The organism is Acidovorax sp. SRB_24 (assembly GCF_012931925.1).
In genome coordinates this window covers 15,974-31,625 of record NZ_MWOM01000051.1, presented here as the reverse complement: position 1 = coordinate 31,625, position 15,652 = coordinate 15,974, and the positions used below count along the sequence as shown (strand labels likewise).

Annotated in this window: 18 protein-coding genes; 3 read left to right on the top strand and 15 right to left on the bottom strand. The window is 68.0% G+C overall.

The genetic code is table 11. The features are described 5' to 3' along the window. Window positions 1-718, top strand: a 718-nt coding sequence (locus B2J89_RS15750; RefSeq protein WP_169169992.1) for a sensor histidine kinase, incomplete at its 5' end; no start/stop codon positions are given. Next, window positions 715-1,473 carry a LytTR family DNA-binding domain-containing protein gene (locus tag B2J89_RS15745; protein WP_169169991.1) on the top strand — a complete coding sequence of 253 codons (759 nt, stop codon included), beginning with the start codon at window positions 715-717 and terminating at the stop codon, window positions 1,471-1,473. The genes B2J89_RS15750 and B2J89_RS15745, both read left to right, overlap by 4 nt. A 108-nt stretch (window positions 1,474-1,581) precedes the next feature. On the opposite strand, the gene hisF is transcribed toward B2J89_RS15745, so the two are convergent. From hisF to B2J89_RS15705, 8 genes are all read right to left on the bottom strand, one after another. Continuing rightward, the gene (gene hisF / locus B2J89_RS15740) at window positions 1,582-2,382 is read right to left on the bottom strand and encodes an imidazole glycerol phosphate synthase subunit HisF (RefSeq protein WP_169169990.1); all 801 of its coding nucleotides are present in this window, start codon (window positions 2,380-2,382) and stop codon (window positions 1,582-1,584) included. Window positions 2,383-2,575: 193 nt separating this feature from the next. Next, the gene (galE, locus tag B2J89_RS15735; RefSeq protein WP_169169989.1) at window positions 2,576-3,607 is read right to left on the bottom strand and encodes a UDP-glucose 4-epimerase GalE; all 1,032 of its coding nucleotides are present in this window, start codon (window positions 3,605-3,607) and stop codon (window positions 2,576-2,578) included. 10 nt (window positions 3,608-3,617) lie between these two features. After that, on the bottom strand, window positions 3,618-4,361 hold the full coding sequence (gene hisA, locus B2J89_RS15730; protein WP_169169988.1) for a 1-(5-phosphoribosyl)-5-[(5-phosphoribosylamino)methylideneamino]imidazole-4-carboxamide isomerase: 744 nt from the start codon (window positions 4,359-4,361) through the stop codon (window positions 3,618-3,620). 55 nt (window positions 4,362-4,416) lie between these two features. Further along, on the bottom strand, window positions 4,417-5,094 hold the full coding sequence (hisH, locus tag B2J89_RS15725) for an imidazole glycerol phosphate synthase subunit HisH (protein ID WP_169169987.1): 678 nt from the start codon (window positions 5,092-5,094) through the stop codon (window positions 4,417-4,419). 50 nt (window positions 5,095-5,144) lie between these two features. Then, entirely contained in the window at window positions 5,145-5,768 is a 624-nt protein-coding gene (gene hisB / locus B2J89_RS15720; protein WP_169169986.1) for an imidazoleglycerol-phosphate dehydratase HisB, read from the bottom strand. Further along, a complete protein-coding gene (gene hisC / locus B2J89_RS15715) occupies window positions 5,765-6,877 on the bottom strand; it encodes a histidinol-phosphate transaminase (RefSeq protein WP_169169985.1) in 1,113 nt (370 codons plus the stop codon). Before hisC ends, hisB begins: the two co-directional genes overlap by 4 nt. Continuing rightward, window positions 6,874-7,326: a PIN domain-containing protein gene (locus B2J89_RS15710; protein WP_169169984.1), complete on the bottom strand. Its 453-nt coding sequence runs from the start codon at window positions 7,324-7,326 to the stop codon at window positions 6,874-6,876. Before B2J89_RS15710 ends, hisC begins: the two co-directional genes overlap by 4 nt. A 2-nt stretch (window positions 7,327-7,328) precedes the next feature. Beyond that, the gene (locus tag B2J89_RS15705) at window positions 7,329-7,553 is read right to left on the bottom strand and encodes a CopG family transcriptional regulator (RefSeq protein WP_169169983.1); all 225 of its coding nucleotides are present in this window, start codon (window positions 7,551-7,553) and stop codon (window positions 7,329-7,331) included. 115 nt (window positions 7,554-7,668) lie between these two features. On the opposite strand from B2J89_RS15705, the gene B2J89_RS15700 reads away from it, so the two are divergent. Further along, entirely contained in the window at window positions 7,669-8,517 is an 849-nt protein-coding gene (locus B2J89_RS15700) for an NAD-dependent protein deacetylase (RefSeq protein WP_169169982.1), read from the top strand. Window positions 8,518-8,677: 160 nt separating this feature from the next. Here B2J89_RS15700 and B2J89_RS15695 read toward each other — a convergent pair whose 3' ends face one another. The 7 genes from B2J89_RS15695 to B2J89_RS15665 form a co-directional block, all read right to left on the bottom strand. Continuing rightward, entirely contained in the window at window positions 8,678-10,150 is a 1,473-nt protein-coding gene (locus B2J89_RS15695) for a hypothetical protein (RefSeq protein ID WP_169169981.1), read from the bottom strand. 114 nt (window positions 10,151-10,264) lie between these two features. Continuing rightward, window positions 10,265-11,581 (bottom strand): histidinol dehydrogenase, encoded by a 1,317-nt coding sequence (hisD, locus tag B2J89_RS15690; RefSeq protein WP_169169980.1) that lies wholly within the window; start codon window positions 11,579-11,581, stop codon window positions 10,265-10,267. 10 nt (window positions 11,582-11,591) lie between these two features. Next, on the bottom strand, window positions 11,592-12,254 hold the full coding sequence (gene hisG, locus B2J89_RS15685) for an ATP phosphoribosyltransferase (protein WP_169169979.1): 663 nt from the start codon (window positions 12,252-12,254) through the stop codon (window positions 11,592-11,594). Then, complete coding sequence (murA, locus tag B2J89_RS15680; RefSeq protein WP_169169978.1) at window positions 12,254-13,531, bottom strand: UDP-N-acetylglucosamine 1-carboxyvinyltransferase; 1,278 nt, start codon at window positions 13,529-13,531, stop codon at window positions 12,254-12,256. The genes hisG and murA overlap by 1 nt, the downstream gene beginning before the upstream one ends. 95 nt (window positions 13,532-13,626) lie before the next feature. Beyond that, window positions 13,627-13,872 carry a BolA family protein gene (locus B2J89_RS15675; protein ID WP_169169977.1) on the bottom strand — a complete coding sequence of 82 codons (246 nt, stop codon included), beginning with the start codon at window positions 13,870-13,872 and terminating at the stop codon, window positions 13,627-13,629. A 57-nt stretch (window positions 13,873-13,929) separates the two neighbouring features. After that, window positions 13,930-14,682, bottom strand: a complete 753-nt coding sequence (locus B2J89_RS15670) for an ABC transporter permease (RefSeq protein ID WP_169169976.1) — start codon at window positions 14,680-14,682, stop codon at window positions 13,930-13,932. Next, window positions 14,679-15,623 (bottom strand): ABC transporter ATP-binding protein, encoded by a 945-nt coding sequence (locus tag B2J89_RS15665; protein ID WP_169169975.1) that lies wholly within the window; start codon window positions 15,621-15,623, stop codon window positions 14,679-14,681. The genes B2J89_RS15670 and B2J89_RS15665 overlap by 4 nt, the downstream gene beginning before the upstream one ends. Window positions 15,624-15,652: the final 29 nt, after the last annotated feature.

The following is a 15,652-nucleotide window of genomic DNA, read 5'->3' as shown; positions in this document are numbered from 1 at the left end:
CGGCGCGCTGCTGGCGGCGGCGCTGGTGGCGGCGCTGGTGCTGCGCGCGCGCGGGCGCACGCCGGCGGCTACCACGGCGCGGCTCGCCGAGCTGCAGTCGCGCATCCGGCCGCACTTCCTGTTCAACACGCTCAACAGCGCCATCGCCCTGGTGCGCGAAGAACCGGCCCAGGCCGAGTCGCTGCTGGAAGACCTGAGCGACCTGTTTCGCCACGCGCTGGTCGAACAGGGCGAGGCCGTGACGCTGGCCGAAGAGATCACGCTCGCGCGGCGTTATCTGCACATCGAGCAGGTGCGCTTTGGCGCGCGCCTGCAGGTGCAGTGGCAGCTCGACCCGCGCGCCGACAGCGCACGCCTGCCGCCGCTCCTGCTGCAGCCGCTGGTGGAGAACGCCGTCAAGCACGGCATCGAACCGAGCGCGCGCGGCGGCAAGCTGCGCGTGCAGACCGAGCTGCGCGGCAGCCGCGTGGTGGTGCGCATCACCAACACCGTGCCCGGCGAGAACGCGCAGGGGCCCGCGGCCCCGCCCGGCCACGGCATCGCGCTGGCCAATGTGCGCGCGCGCCTGGCGCTGCTGCACGACGTGCAGGGCGAGTTCAGCGCCGGCATGGACGGCGGCCTCTACCAGGTGCGCATCGCCCTGCCCGCGCCCCGCCCGGCGCGCGCGCCAGCGCCCTCCCCGACCCCCGCGCGCCGCAGCGCGCCGACTGCCCCATGAACATCCTGGTCGTTGACGATGAGCCCCTGGCGCGCCAGCGCCTGCGCACCCTGCTGGCCGACTGCAGCGCGGACGCGCCGCACAGCGCGCCCCACGCCGTGGCCGAGGCCGCCAGCGCCGCCGAGGCGATGGAGCGGCTCGCCCCGACCGGGGGCCGCGCTTTCGACCTGGTGCTGCTCGACATCCACATGCCCGGCCAGGACGGCCTGGGCCTGGCACACCAGCTGCGCACGCTGGCGCACCCGCCGGCCTTGGTGTTCGTCACAGCGCACACCGACCACGCGGTCAGCGCCTTCGAGCTCGACGCGGTCGACTACCTGACCAAGCCGGTGCGCCGCGAGCGGCTGCAGCAGGCGCTGGCAAAGGCGCGGCGCGCCGTGGGCACGCCCGCCCTGGCCGCTGCGCCGCCCCGGGCGGGCGAGGCGCTGTTGATCCAGGACCGCGGCCGCACCGAGCGCGTGCCGCTGGCCGAGGTGCTGTACTTCAAGGCCGAACAGAAATACGTCACCGTGCGCACCGCCGCGCGCAGCTACATCCTCGACGGCGCGCTCAGCGAGCTCGAAGCGCGCCACGCGCCGCACTTCTTGCGCATCCACCGCAACGCGCTGGTGGCGCGCCGCGCCGTGCGCGCGCTCGAAAAGCACGATGACCCCGAAGAAGGCGAAGGCTGGGCCGTGCGCCTGCAGGGGCTGGGCGAGCTGCTGGCGGTCTCGCGCCGGCAGGTGGCCGCGGTGCGCGAAGAAATCGAGCGCTGAGCCTCCCCAAAGAAAACGGTCCCTTGCGGGGCCGGCGGCATGCTATCCAAACAATAGCTATCAGCGCTTTCCCAGAAAGGGCTGGAGGCCTATTTCATCAAAAACAGATTACAGCCGCACCGGAATGCCGCGCGCCGCCATGTGCTGTTTGGCCTGCTGCACGGTGAACTCGCCGTAGTGGAAGATGCTCGCGGCCAGCACCGCGTCGGCGCCGCCGATCTGGATGCCGTCGGCCAGGTGGTCGAGGGTGCCGACACCGCCCGAGGCGATCACCGGCACGCTGACCGCGTCGCTGACGGCGCGCGTGAGCTCGAGGTCGAAGCCCGCCTTGGTGCCGTCGCGGTCCATGCTGGTGAGCAAAATCTCGCCGGCGCCGCGCTGCGCCATCTCGGCGGCCCAGGCCACGGCGTCGAGGCCCGTGTTCTTGCGCCCGCCATGGCTGTAGACGTCCCAGCCCGCGCCCACCGGCTCGCCATGCGCGCCAAGGCGCTGCGCGTCTTCCGCACTGCGGCGCTTGGCGTCGATCGCGACGACGATGCACTGCGCGCCGTACTTGGCCGACACGGCGTTGATGACCTCGGGGTTGGCCAGCGCCGCCGAGTTGAAGCTGGTCTTGTCGGCGCCCGCGTTCAGGAGGCGGCGCACGTCATCCACCGTGCGCACACCGCCGCCGACGGTGAGCGGGATGAAGACCTGGCTGGCCACGGCCTCGATGATGTGCAGGATCAGGTCGCGCCCGTCGCTGGTGGCGGTGATGTCGAGGAAGGTGAGCTCGTCTGCCCCCTGCGCGTTGTAGCGCGCGGCGATCTCGACCGGGTCGCCGGCATCGCGCAGTTCGACAAAGTTGACGCCCTTGACGACGCGGCCACCGGTCACGTCAAGGCAGGGAATGATGCGTTTGGCAAGCATGGCGCTGGAAATCCGGCAGTGGAAAAGAAGCCCGACAAGATACCACGCGGGTGCGGCCCGCCGGCCGGCCCTGGCGGCCCGTGGCGCAGGGCCCGGCTACGGGATGCTTCAAAAACGTGAGCACGCTGCGCTCGCCTGGCCCTGATTTGAGGCATTTTCAGGCCTGAAAGCGAAACAAGGCCTGCGTCGCGTGCTATGCTTTTTGAGAGTCCGGTGCCTGCAGCGTGCGCGCCACGCCGTCCTGCCAGCGCCAGGCGTCCGCGCACATGCGGTCGAGGTCGCGTCCCGCGCGCCAGCCCAGCAGCTGCTCGGCCAGCGCCGGGTCGGCCCAGCACTGCGCCACGTCGCCGGGGCGGCGCGCGACGACGCGGAAGGGCACGGCGCGGCCGCTGGCGCGCTCGAAGCTGCGCACCATCTCGAGCACCGACACGGGGCGGCCCGTGCCCAGGTTCACGGTCAGCAGCCCCGCGTGGTCCTGCAGGTAGCGCAGCGCCGCCACATGGCCTTCGGCCAGGTCGCAGACATGGATGTAGTCGCGCACGCCGGTGCCGTCGGGCGTGGCGTAGTCGTCGCCATAGACGCTCAAGGCTTCGCGCTGCCCCACGGCGACCTGGGTCACGAAGGGCATCAGGTTACCCGGAACGCCCTGCGGGTCTTCGCCGATCAGGCCGCTCTCGTGCGCGCCCACCGGGTTGAAGTAGCGCAGGCGCGCAATGCGCCACTGGCCGGGCTCGGCCGCATCGACGTCGGCCAGCACCTGCTCCATCATGAGCTTGCTCCAGCCGTAGGGGTTGGTGGCCGCGAGCGGGAAGTCCTCGCGGATCGGCAGCGAGGCCGGATCGCCATACACCGTGGCCGAAGACGAAAACACCAGCGTGCGCACGCCGGCCGCCCGCATGGCCTGCAGCAGCACCACGGTGCCCGCGACGTTGTTGTCGTAGTAGCGCAGCGGCTCGCGCACCGACTCGCCCACGGCCTTGAGCGCCGCGAAGTGGATGACGGCTGTGATCGGGTGCTCGGCAAAAATGCGCGCCAGCAGCGCCGCATCGCGCACATCGCCCTCGATGCAGACGGGCTCCGCGCCCGTGATGCGGCCGATGCGCGCGAGCACCGAGGCCCGGCTGTTGCCGAAATTGTCGAGGATCAGAAAGGGCACGCCCGCCGCAGCCAGCGCCACGCAGGTGTGTGAGCCGATGAAGCCGGCGCCGCCAGTGACCAGAATCACGCTGTGGCGCTCAGACCGCGTTCAGCGCATCGGCGCGCGCCTGCGCGGCGGCGAAGTCGAGGTCGCCGGTGTAGATCGCGCGGCCGCAGATCACGCCTTCGACGCCTTCGCCCTCGACGGCGCAGAGCTGCTCGATGTCCTGCATGCTGCCCAGGCCGCCCGAGGCGATCACGGGAATGGTGACCGCCTGCGCGAGCTTGACGGTGGCTTCGACGTTGATGCCCGAGAGCATGCCGTCGCGGCCGATGTCGGTGTAGATGATGGATTCGACGCCCCAGTCCTCGAACTTCCTGGCCAGGTCCACCACGTTGTGGCCGGTGAGCTTGCTCCAGCCGTCGGTGGCGACCTTGCCGTCCTTGGCATCGAGGCCGACGATGATGTGGCCGCCAAATGCCGTGCAGGCGTCCTTGAGGAAACCGGGGTTCTTCACGGCGGCGGTGCCGATGATGACGTAGCGCAGGCCGCCGTCGATGCATTTCTCGATGGTGTCGAGGTCGCGGATGCCGCCGCCCAGCTGCACCGGGACGTCGTCGCCAACCTCGCGCAGGATGGCCTTGATGGCGGCGATATTCTTGGGCGCCCCGGCGAATGCGCCGTTCAGGTCCACCAGGTGCAGCCGGCGCGCACCGGCATCGACCCAGCGGCGCGCCATGGCGGCCGGGTCTTCACCGAAGGTGGTCGATTGGTCCATGTCGCCTTGCTTGAGGCGTACGCAATGGCCGTCCTTGAGATCGATGGCAGGAATGAGCAGCATGGTGGTTCAGCGAAAAAAGCGATGGCAGGCGCGGCCCGAACAGATGGTGAAAAACTCAGGGATTCCAGTGCAGAAAGTTGCGGTAGAGCTGCAGGCCCTGTTCCGCGCTTTTCTCGGGATGGAACTGTGTGGCGAAAATATTATCGCGTGCGATGGCCGAGGCGAACAGGCCGCCATAGTCGGTCTCGCCCGCGCAGTGGCGCGCATCGGACGGTCGGGCGTAGTAGCTGTGGACGAAATAGAAGTGGCTGCCGTCGGGAACGCCGGCCCACACCGGGTGCACGGCGCCGCCATGCGGCACCTGGCGCACCGGGTTCCAGCCCATCTGCGGCACCTTGTAGCGGCTGCTGTCAGCTTGCAGCCGGCCGGCCAGATCGAACCGGAGCACCTCGCCGTGGACCAGGCCCAGGCCCGGCGTTCCGCCGTCCGGCCCCTCGGCGCTGTGGTCGAGCAGCATCTGCATGCCCACGCAGACGCCGAACAACGGCTTGGCCGCGGCCGCTTCGAGCACCGATTCGCGCAGCCCCGAGGCCTGCAGCTCGGCCATGCAGTCGGGCATCGCGCCCTGGCCGGGCAGCACGACGCGCTGGGCGGCGCGCACGTCCTCGGGGCGCGCGGTGACGACGACGGTCCAGCCCGTGCCGGCGGCCGCCGCCTGCACGGCCTGCGACACCGAGCGCAGGTTGCCCATGCCGTAGTCCACCACGGCCACGGTTTTTGCTTCTGTATTCATAGCTGTCAGCGCTTATCAGGCAAGCGTTTGGAGCCGATTTGGCTTGAAGATCACAGCAGTCCCTTGGTCGAGGGGATGGTGCCGGCGCTGCGCGCATCGCGCTCGACGGCAAAGCGCAGCGCGCGCGCAAAGGCCTTGAACGCGGTCTCGCACTGGTGGTGGGCGTTGGCGCCGCGCAGGTTGTCGATGTGCAGCGTGGCGCCCGCGTGGTTGGCGAAGCCCTGGAAGAATTCGTGCGTGAGCTGGGTGTCGAACGCGCCGATCATGCCGCTCGTGAACGCGATGTTCTGCACCAGGCCGGGGCGGCCCGAGAGGTCGATGACCACGCGCGTGAGCGCCTCGTCGAGCGGCACGTAGGCGTGGCCGTAGCGGCGCAGGCCCTTCTTGTCGCCGACGGCGCGGGCCACGGCCTGGCCCAGCGTGATGCCCACGTCTTCGACCGTGTGGTGGCCGTCTATGTGCAGGTCGCCGTCGGCGTGCACTTCGAGGTCGATCAGGCCGTGGCGCGCGATCTGTTCGAGCATGTGGTCGAAGAAGCCGATGCCGGTGTGCAGCGAGGACTGGCCCGTGCCGTCGAGGTTGATGCGCACGGTGATGCGCGTCTCGGCGGTGTTGCGGCTGACTTCAGCGATGCGGTCGGTGGAAATGGAGGAAATCAGAGCAGAAGAGGTCATATCGAAGCCTGGAGCGCGTCCAGCATGCGCGCATTGTCATCGGCGCTGCCGACCGTGAGGCGCAGGCAGCGGGCCAGCAATGGGTGCATTGTAGAAACGTTCTTGACAAGGACCTTGCGTTCGCGCATGCCGGCGAAGGTCTTGGCGGCGTCGCGCACCCGCACCAGCACCATGTTGGCCTCGCTGTCCCAGCATTTCTCGATGCCGGGCATCTGGCGCAGCGCGGCCACGAGCCGGTCGCGCTGGGCGCGCAGCTCGGCCGCCTGGGCGGCGAACACGTCGGCGTGCTCGAGCGCGAACAGCGCGGCCTCGCAGTTGAGCACGCTGACGTTGTAGGGCGGGCGCACCTTGTCGATCTCGGCCACCAGCGCGGCCGGACCCATCAGGTAACCCAGGCGCACGCCGGCCAGGCCGAACTTGCTGAGCGTGCGCATCAACAGCACATGCGCATTGCGCTCGGGCTCGGCGCGGATGCGGTCGATCCAGCTGCGGCGGGCGAACGGCTGGTAGGCCTCGTCCATGACGACGATGCCGCCCTGCGCGCCCACGGCATCGATGATGCGCTGCACCACCGCTTCGCTCCACAGCGTCGCCGTGGGGTTGTTCGGGTAGGCGATGTAGGTGATCGCCGGCTTGTGCTCGGCCACGGCGGCCAGCATCGCGGGCTCGTCGAGTTCGAAGTCGGGCGTGAGCGGCACGGCGACGAAATCGAGGCCTTGCAGCTGCGCGCTCATCGGGTACATCACGAAGCCGGGCATGGGCGCGAGCATCGTGGCGCGCTGGCCCGTGCCGGGCTGGGCGCAGGCCAGCGCGAGCAGCGTGATGAGCTCGTCCGAGCCATTGCCCAGCACCAGGGCTTGGCCGGCCGGCAGGCCGGCATAGCGCGCCAGGGCCTCCTTGAGCCGCTCGGTGCCCTCGCCCGGGTAGCGGTTCAATGCCAGCGCGCCCAGGCGCTGGCCCAGCGCGGACTGCAGCGCGGGCGGCAGGCCGAAGGGGTTTTCCATCGCGTCCATCTTCAGCAGGCCGTCGGCGCTTTGCACGGCATAGGCGCGCATGGCGCGCACGTCAGGGCGGATCACCTGGAGGGGATCTTTGGCAGAGAGCGTCATTCGGAAAAGTCCAGTTCTGTCGGAACCACAAGAAAGGGGTTGATGGTCTGCACCGCATCCATCTGCTGACCATGCGGCAGGGCTTCGGTCAGCAGGCAGCGGCAGCCCTGCTGGTGCGCCGAGGACAGGATCAGCGCATCCCAGTAGCTCAGGCCGTAGCGGTCCTGCAGGTCCCAGGCGCCGTCCACCGTGTACGCATCGAGATGCGGCGGCAGCCAGACACGCAGGCGGCGCACCTGGGCGCGCACGCGCTGCAGCACGCGCGGGCCCTTGAAGCGCTGGATGGCCTGGTTGTACAGTTCGTTGAGCACCTGCGAGCTGATGCGCCCGCTGCGCGTCTGCCAGCAAAACGCCATCCATTCCCGGGCCTGCGCCTGGCGGACCGGGTCGCGGTCGTCGGCGCTGGCCAACAGCACTTCGGTGTCGACAAAGATCGGGGCGGTGGCCACGTTCAACGCTCGAAAAGGATGTTGCGCGGCACATAGGGCCCGCTCGAGGCGCCCCACGATTCGAAGCTCAGCGCCTCACGCATCGCCTGGGCATAGGCGTCTTCCTGGCGCATCTTTTCCGCCATCCATTCACCGAGCAGGCGCGAGACGCTGCTGCCGCGCTTGGCGGCTTCGACGCGCACCCATTCGGCGACGCTGTCGTCCATGGTGACGGTGATGTTCTTCATGCGTCAAATAATACACGAACTTCGTGGTGCACGAACTTCGTGTCGCATTTTGGTGCAGCGTGGGCGTGGCTTTTGGGGCCGAGCGCTGCCCGCTTTGGCCCGGTACATTCCTGCCATGGACCACCCGCCTGCCATCCCCGTTGCGGCCCCTTCCCAGCACCACGTGCTGACCCTGCTGCGACGCGCGCCCCGTTGGACCGTGCTGACCGGCGCCGGAATCAGCACGGACAGCGGCATCCCCGACTACCGCGACGCGGCGGGAGCGTGGAAGCGCTCGGCGCCCGTCAGCTTCCAGGACTTCATGGGCCACGCCAGCACGCGCCAGCGCTACTGGGCGCGCAGCCTGGCCGGCTGGCCGGTGTTCAGCCAGGCCCGGCCGAACGCTGCGCACCAGGCCCTGGCCCAGCTGGAAGCGCGCGGCCCCGCACACAGCACCATCACCCAGAACGTGGACGGCCTGCACCAGCGCGCCGGCAGCCGGCGGGTGATCGACCTGCACGGGCGTCTGGACCAGCTGGTCTGCATGGGCTGCGGCCAGCGCAGCGCGCGCGGCGACTTTCAGGCGCGCCTGCTGGCGGCGAATCCAGCGTGGCAACACCGCCATGCGCCGGTGGCGCCCGATGGCGATGCCGACCTGAGCGAGGTGGATTTTTCACGTTTCTCCGTTCCGCCGTGCCCACTGTGTGGCGGCATCCTCAAGCCCGATGTCGTGTTTTATGGCGAAAACGTGCCGCGCCCGCGTGTGGACGACGCCATGCAGCGTCTCGCGGAAAGCGAGCTGCTGCTCATTGTGGGCAGTTCGCTCATGGTGTATTCGGGCCTGCGCTTTGTGCATGCCGCCAAGCAGCTCGGTCTGCCGGTGGTGGCGATCAACCTCGGTGCGACGCGCGCGGACGCGCAGCTCGATGGCAAGTGGCAGGCGGCATGCGCGCCAGCGCTGGAAGACCTGGCCGCCCTGCTCTGAATGCGGGAAACCTCGGGCCGCGGCGCGCGCGAGCTCGCGTCGCCCCGCGCAGCAAACATTGGCGAACGCCCTAGCTCCTGCAGGGCCATGCATCGCGCGAGTGCAGTGTTGGCGGACCTATCGGTGTCGCCCTTTCCAGGCGCGAAACCCGTCCTGAAGTTCACACAGAGAAGGGACGCTCGTGCTCACCACCTGCGAGCTTCTGCACGGCGTCCAATGGCACTCCATGCTCCGCGGCGATGCGTTTGAGTTGCGCAATCTTCAGGCCTTGCGTCCTCAATTGCCGTTTCAAGTCTTCTTTCTCCGCCTTCAATCGCCTGTTCGCGTCGAGCAGTTCTTGATTCCGTTTTGTCTCGCCGGATTTCGCCGCTTTGGGGAGGCTGTTGACCTGATCCAAAACATTCACATCCACGGGCCGCATCAACGGGGCGTACCGATGCTCATAGCGGTATGCCAACAAGTCTGCGGGAACTTTCAAATAGGCGCACCAGAAGGCATCCAAGCGCTCGCACAGCCTGATCCACAAGCGCGCAAAATCGAGCTCAGCCCCCTCGCGCACGCACGGCGCCAGTTCCGGCTCAAGCTGCAAGGCGCCCTCCTTGCAGCGCGTATCCCAAAACGCTGTAAACGCCTCCTTGTAGCCACCACGGCCATGGACTAACTCGTTGCGCATACCGTTGAACAGCCTCGCCGCGTCACGCGATACCCCCAGCAAAGCCGCAGTGCTTGCATCACTGAGTTGCCGCTGGTGTTCACCATCCATGGCTTCAACGCACGTCATCAGCAACATGTAGCGAGCTTCCAACGCAACGTCGGCCTGCTTGCCCGCTACAAAGAATTTCAGTGCCAGAAATGCACTGCGAAACGCCGCCTCCGAGAGGCAACAAACTCCTTCCAGGATATGCCCCATCAGTGCAAATCGCGCTTCGCTCGACAAAGGAAAAGTTGAAACCTGATTTCTAGGCCGGTATCCGAAAAAAACGACCTTCGATGCCTCGATGCTCAGGACACGCGGCAAATCCCGACCATGGCACAGCATCAAGCCCGCATGGATGCGCGGCTCTATGGGCGCCAAGTCGTCGGTGCTGTATGCGCACACGATGCCATCTTGCGGAGAAACCGACGCGAAATGCACTTCCGCCTTGCCCCATTGAAACGCGCGGACGTGAGCGACCTGGATCGCCTTGCAGGCGTCCCCGTAGTAGTGTTGAAAAGGATACTGCTCGGACACAGGGCAATCCAACTGAAACTCCAGCGCATATTCGGTAGGCCCCAGGACCAACCGCCGCACCCCGTCATCGCCCTCGCACAGCGCCGCCATTTCCCTTCCAAAGCATTCCGGCCACTCAGACAAAGCATTGCGACGGCTCAAGAGGAATTGGTCTGCGTGCATGCGCACCTTGATGTCTTGATTGCCCAGGGACACCGATTGCAACCGCAACGGGACGGAGCGACGTTCCTGAGCCAGGCAGTCCACCAATGGATGCGACGCTGGAATCAACACAGTGAACTCCAAGGCCTGGGCGTCGAACTCCACCGACGCGTTCAAGAGCGAGACACCATGCTCAGGACTCTCAAGTTCCGCAGTCCCGGTGAAGCGGGCATAGATCAGGTGTTTCGGTTCATCTGCCATCAGTCTCTCCCTTTTCCCTGCGCATCATGCCCCTTCGGGGCAGGCAGTCATGCAAAAAGCCGCCAGACCTTGCGGCATGGCGGCTTGGCGCGAGGGCGCGAAACTGCAGGGGGGCTACTTCAGCCGCATCTCCGCTGCGCGCGCATGGGCCTGCAAGCCCTCGCCATGCGCGAGCACGCTGGCAATGCGGCCCAGCACCTGCGCGCCTTGCTCACTGACCTCGATGAGGCTGCTGCGCTTCTGGAAGTCGTACACGCCCAGCGGCGAGCTGAAACGCGCGGTGCCGCTGGTCGGCAGCACGTGGTTCGGGCCGGCGCAGTAGTCGCCGAGCGACTCGCTGGTGTACGGGCCCAGGAAGATCGCGCCGGCGTGGCGCAGCAGCGGCTCCCAGCGGTGCGGCTCGCGGCTCGATATTTCGAGGTGCTCGGGCGCGATGCGGTTGGAGATCGCGCAGGCCTCTTCCATGCTGCGCGTGTGGATCAGCGCGCCGCGGCCGGTGAGGCTCTTGGCGATGATCTCGGCGCGCGGCATGGTGGGCAACAGGCGGTCGATGGCCTGCTGCACGGCGGCTATGTAGGCCGCGTCGGGGCACAGCAGGATGGACTGCGCGAGCTCGTCGTGCTCGGCCTGGCTGAACAGGTCCATCGCCACCCAGTCGGGCGGCGTGCTGCCGTCGGCCAGCACCAGGATCTCGCTCGGGCCGGCGATCATGTCGATGCCCACGGTGCCGAACACGCGCTTCTTGGCGCTGGCCACGTAGGCGTTGCCGGGGCCGGTGATCTTGTCGACCTGGGGCACGGTGTGCGTGCCATAGGCCAGCGCCGCCACGGCCTGCGCGCCGCCGATCGTGAAGGCGCGCGTGACGCCGGCCACATAGGCGGCGGCCAGCACCAGCGGGTTCTTCTCGCCGCGCGGCGTGGGCACGACCATGATGATCTCCCCCACGCCCGCCACGTGCGCGGGGATGGCGTTCATCAGCACGCTGCTGGGGTAGGCCGCCTTGCCGCCGGGCACGTAGATGCCGACGCGGTCGAGCGGCGTGACCTTCTGGCCCAGCAGGCTGCCGTCCTCGTCGCGGTAGCTCCAGCTCTGGCCGCAGGCCTGCTTCTGCGCCTCGTGGTAGCTGCGCACGCGCGCGGCGGCGGCCTGCAGGGCCTGGCGTTGCTCCGCGGGGATCGCGTCGAACGCGGCTTTGAGCTCGTCTTGCGTGAGTTCGAGCGCGGCGAGCGTCGGCGCCTGCAAGCCGTCAAAGCGCGCGGTGTACTCGAGCACGGCCGCGTCGCCGCGCCGCTCCACGTCGGCCAGGATGTCGGCCACGCGCTGCTCGATGGCGGCGTCGGTGTCGGCGGACCAGTGCAGGCGCGCGGAAAAATCCGCCTCAAAAGTGGCGCTAACGCTGGACAGGCGTGCGGGTGCAGCTACAAAAGTCATAGTCAATCGGTCAGTCGGCAGGGCGGATGGCACCGGCAAACGCATCGATGATGCGGCGCAGCGGCGCCTGCTTGAGCTTGAGCATGGCCTGGTTGACCACCAGGTGCGAGCTGATGTCCATGATGCGCTCGACCTCGATCAGGTGGTTGGCCTTGAGCGTGTTGCCGGTCGAGACGAGGTCGACGATGGCGTCGGACAGGCCGATCAGCGGCGCCAGCTCCATGCTGCCGTAGAGCTTGATGAGGTCGACGTGCACGCCCTTGCTGGCGAAGAAGTCGCGCGCGATGGCGGTGTATTTGGTCGCCACCTTCAGGCGCGAGCCCTGCTTGACGGCCTGCGCATAGTCGAAGTCCGAGCGCACGGCCACGCTCACGCGGCACTGGGCAATGCGCAGGTCGAGCGGCAGGTACAGGCCCGAGCGGCCCGCACCCCATTCGGCGCTGTGCTCGATCAGCGTGTCCTTGCCGCACACGCCCAGGTCGGCGCCGCCGTACTGCACGTAGGTGGGCACGTCGGTGGCGCGCACCAGCACCACGCGCACGTCGGGCCGGTTGGTGGGCAGGATGAGCTTGCGCGACTTTTCCGGGTCTTCGAGCACCTCGATGCCGGCGGCGGCCAGCAGGGGCATGATTTCGTCAAAGATGCGGCCTTTGGACAGGGCGAGGGTGATCATCAGATTCTTTCAATGTCCGCGCCCAGGGCACGCAGCTTCGCTTCCATGCGGTCGTAGCCCCGGTCCAGGTGGTAGATGCGGTCGACCACGGTCTCGCCCTGCGCCACCAGGCCGGCAATGACCAGGCTGGCCGACGCGCGCAGGTCGGTCGCCATGACGGTGGCGCCCGAGAGGCTGGCCGTGCCGTCCAGGCCGTCGGTGATGGCGACGCGGCCATCGATCTGGATGCGCGCGCCCAGGCGCACCAGTTCGTTGACGTGCATGAAGCGGTTCTCAAAAATGGTCTCGGTCACGGCCGCCGTGCCCTGCGCCACGCAGTTGAGCGCCATGAACTGCGCCTGCATGTCGGTCGGAAAGCCCGGGTACTCGGTGGTGCGAAAGCCCTGCGCGCGCAATGCGGCAGCGCCCGGACTGCGCACGCGGATGCCGCCGTCCACGGCCTGCACGTCCGCACCGGCGTCCTGCAGCTTCTCGACCACCGCGTCCAGGTGGTCGGGGCGCGCGTGGCGCAGCAGCGCATCGCCGCCGGTGGCGGCCACGGCGCACAGAAAGGTGCCGGCCTCGATGCGGTCGGCCACCACGGCATGCGTGCAGCCGTGCAGGCGCTCCACGCCCTGGATGCGGATGCGGCTGGTGCCGTGGCCCTCGATGCGCGCGCCCATCGCGATCAACATCTCGGCGAGGTCGGCGATCTCGGGCTCCTGCGCGGCGTTCTCGAGCACCGTCTCGCCCTCGGCCAGCGCCGCGGCCATGAGGAAGTTCTCGGTGCCGGTCACGGTGACCATGTCGGTGGTGATGCGCGCGCCCTTCAGGCGCGTGCGCCCGGCCGGCAGCTTGGCGATCATGTAGCCGTGCTCGACCACGATCTCGGCGCCCATGGCCTGCAGGCCCTTGATGTGCTGGTCCACGGGGCGCGAGCCGATGGCGCAGCCGCCGGGCAGCGACACCGTGGCCTCGCCAAAGCGCGCCAGCAGCGGCCCCAGCGCCAGCACCGAGGCGCGCATGGTCTTGACCAGCTCGTAGGGTGCCTCGGGCGAGCTCAGGGCGCTGGCGTCGATGCGCACCGTGCCGTTGTCGTCGCGCTCGGCCGACACGCCCATGTTGCGGATCAGCGTGAGCATGGTCGCCACGTCCTGCAGGCGCGGCACGTTGGTCAGCACCACGGGATCGGCGGTGAGCAGCGCCGCGCACAGTTCGGGCAGGGCGGCATTCTTGGCGCCAGAGATGGCCACCTCGCCCTGCAAGGGCCGACCTCCGCGGATGAGGAGTTTGTGCATGGCGGAAAACCTGAAAAGTGAATTGAGAAAGAAAAAGGGCTCAAACGCTTATGGGCAAAGCGCAAGGAGCTATCAAATCTGATGCGCGCAAGCGCTCAGCCGCGGGACTGCGCGGCCCACTCGGCGGGGGTGAAGGTCTTCATCGACAGCGCGTGCACTTCATCGGTCGCCATCTTGCTGCCCAGCGTCGCATAGACGCGCTGGTGGCGCGCAATCGGGCGCTTGCCCTCGAACTCGGCCGAGACGATGGTCGCGTACCAGTGGCGGCCATCGCCTTCGAGCGTGATGTGTTCACAGGCGAGGCTGGCGGTGATGAGGTCTTTGAGTTGGTCGGCGGTCATTTCAGTCATCCATTGCGTTGTGCGCTACCTGCAGCGCGTGCAGCGGCTCGGGGGGTGTCATGTTCTGATCTTGTAGCCGGTGCGCAGCAGGTGCACGGCCAGCAGGCTCACGAGCGCCCAGGCGGTGGCCACGATGGACAGGCTGAGCCAGGGCGAGACGTCGCTCTGGCCAAAAAACCCGTAGCGGAAGCCGTCGATCATGTAAAAGAACGGATTCAGGTGGCTCACCGCCTGCCAGAACGGCGGCAGCGACTGGATCGAATAGAACACGCCCGACAGGAACGTCATGGGCACGATGATGAAGTTCTGGAACGTGGCCATCTGGTCGAACTTGTCGGCCCACAGCCCGGCAATCACCCCCAGCGTGGCCAGCAGCGCGGCGCCCAGCACGCCAAACAGCACGATCCACAGCGGCGCGGCGAACTGCGGCGTGGCAAACGCCAGCGTGACCACGAAGACGCCCAGCCCCACCACGAGGCCGCGCAGCACCGAGGAGCCGACGTAGGCGCCGAACCAGGTCCAGTGCGACAGCGGCGTGAGCAGCTGGAACACCAGATTGCCCATGATCTTGCTTTGCACCAGGCTCGACGAGCTGTTGGCAAAGGCGTTTTGCAGCACGCTCATCATCACCAGGCCCGGCACCAGAAAGGCGACGTAGCCGATGCTGCCAAACACCACGCGGTCCTGCAGCACATGGCCGAAGATCAGCAGGTAGAGCACGGCGGTGAGCACCGGAGCGGCGACGGTCTGGAAGCCCACCTTCCAGAAGCGCAGCACCTCCTTGTAGAACAGCATCTGCCAGCCGGTCATGCGGCCTGCCCCGCCATGGCATCTGCGCTGGCGCCAGCACCGGCGTTGGCCATCACGTTCAGGAACACGTCCTCCAGGTCGGCGCGGCGCATTTCCATGTCCTGCACGTCGACGCCGGCCTCGCGCAGCACCGCCAGAGCGCGCTCGACGGCCTGCGCGTCTTCGGTGGGCAACTGCACGATGCGGCCCGTGACGCGCGCCACGGCCGCGATCTGCGGCGGCAGCGCGCTGTCGGTCTTGAACACGAGCACATTGCCCGAGGCCGCCTTGAGCAGCTCGCTGGTGCGGTCCAGTGCCACCACGCGGCCGCGCTTGAGCATGGCAATGCGGCCGCACAGCGCCTCGGCCTCTTCGAGGTAGTGCGTGGTCAGCAGCACGGTGTGGCCTTCCTTGTTCAGGCGCGCGACAAACTGCCACAGCGTCTGGCGCAGCTCCACGTCGACCCCGGCGGTGGGCTCGTCGAGCACGATGATGGGCGGCTTGTGCACCAGCGCCTGCGCCACCAGCACGCGCCGCTTCATGCCGCCCGAGAGCTGGCGCATGTTGGCGCCGGCCTTGTCGGCCAGGCCCAGGCTGTGCAGGAGCTCGTCGATCCAGGCGCCGTTGTTCTGCACGCCGAAATAGCCCGACTGGAAGCGCAGCGCCTCGCGCACATTGAAGAAGGGGTCGAACACCAGCTCCTGGGGCACCACGCCGAGCTTGCGGCGCGCGGCGGCATAGTCGGCCTGTACGTCGCAGCCCTGCACCAGCACGCGGCCGCTGCTGGCGCGCGCCAGGCCGGCGAGGATGCTGATGAGGGTGGTCTTGCCCGCGCCATTGGGCCCCAGGAGGCCGAAGAACTCGCCCTCCTCGATGTCCAGGCTGACGTGGTCGAGGGCCTGGAACGGCCCTTGGGGCGTGGTGTAGGTCTTGGAGACGGATTGGAAGGATACGGCGGGCATGTCAGCGGCCCATTTTACGGCCTGGGGGC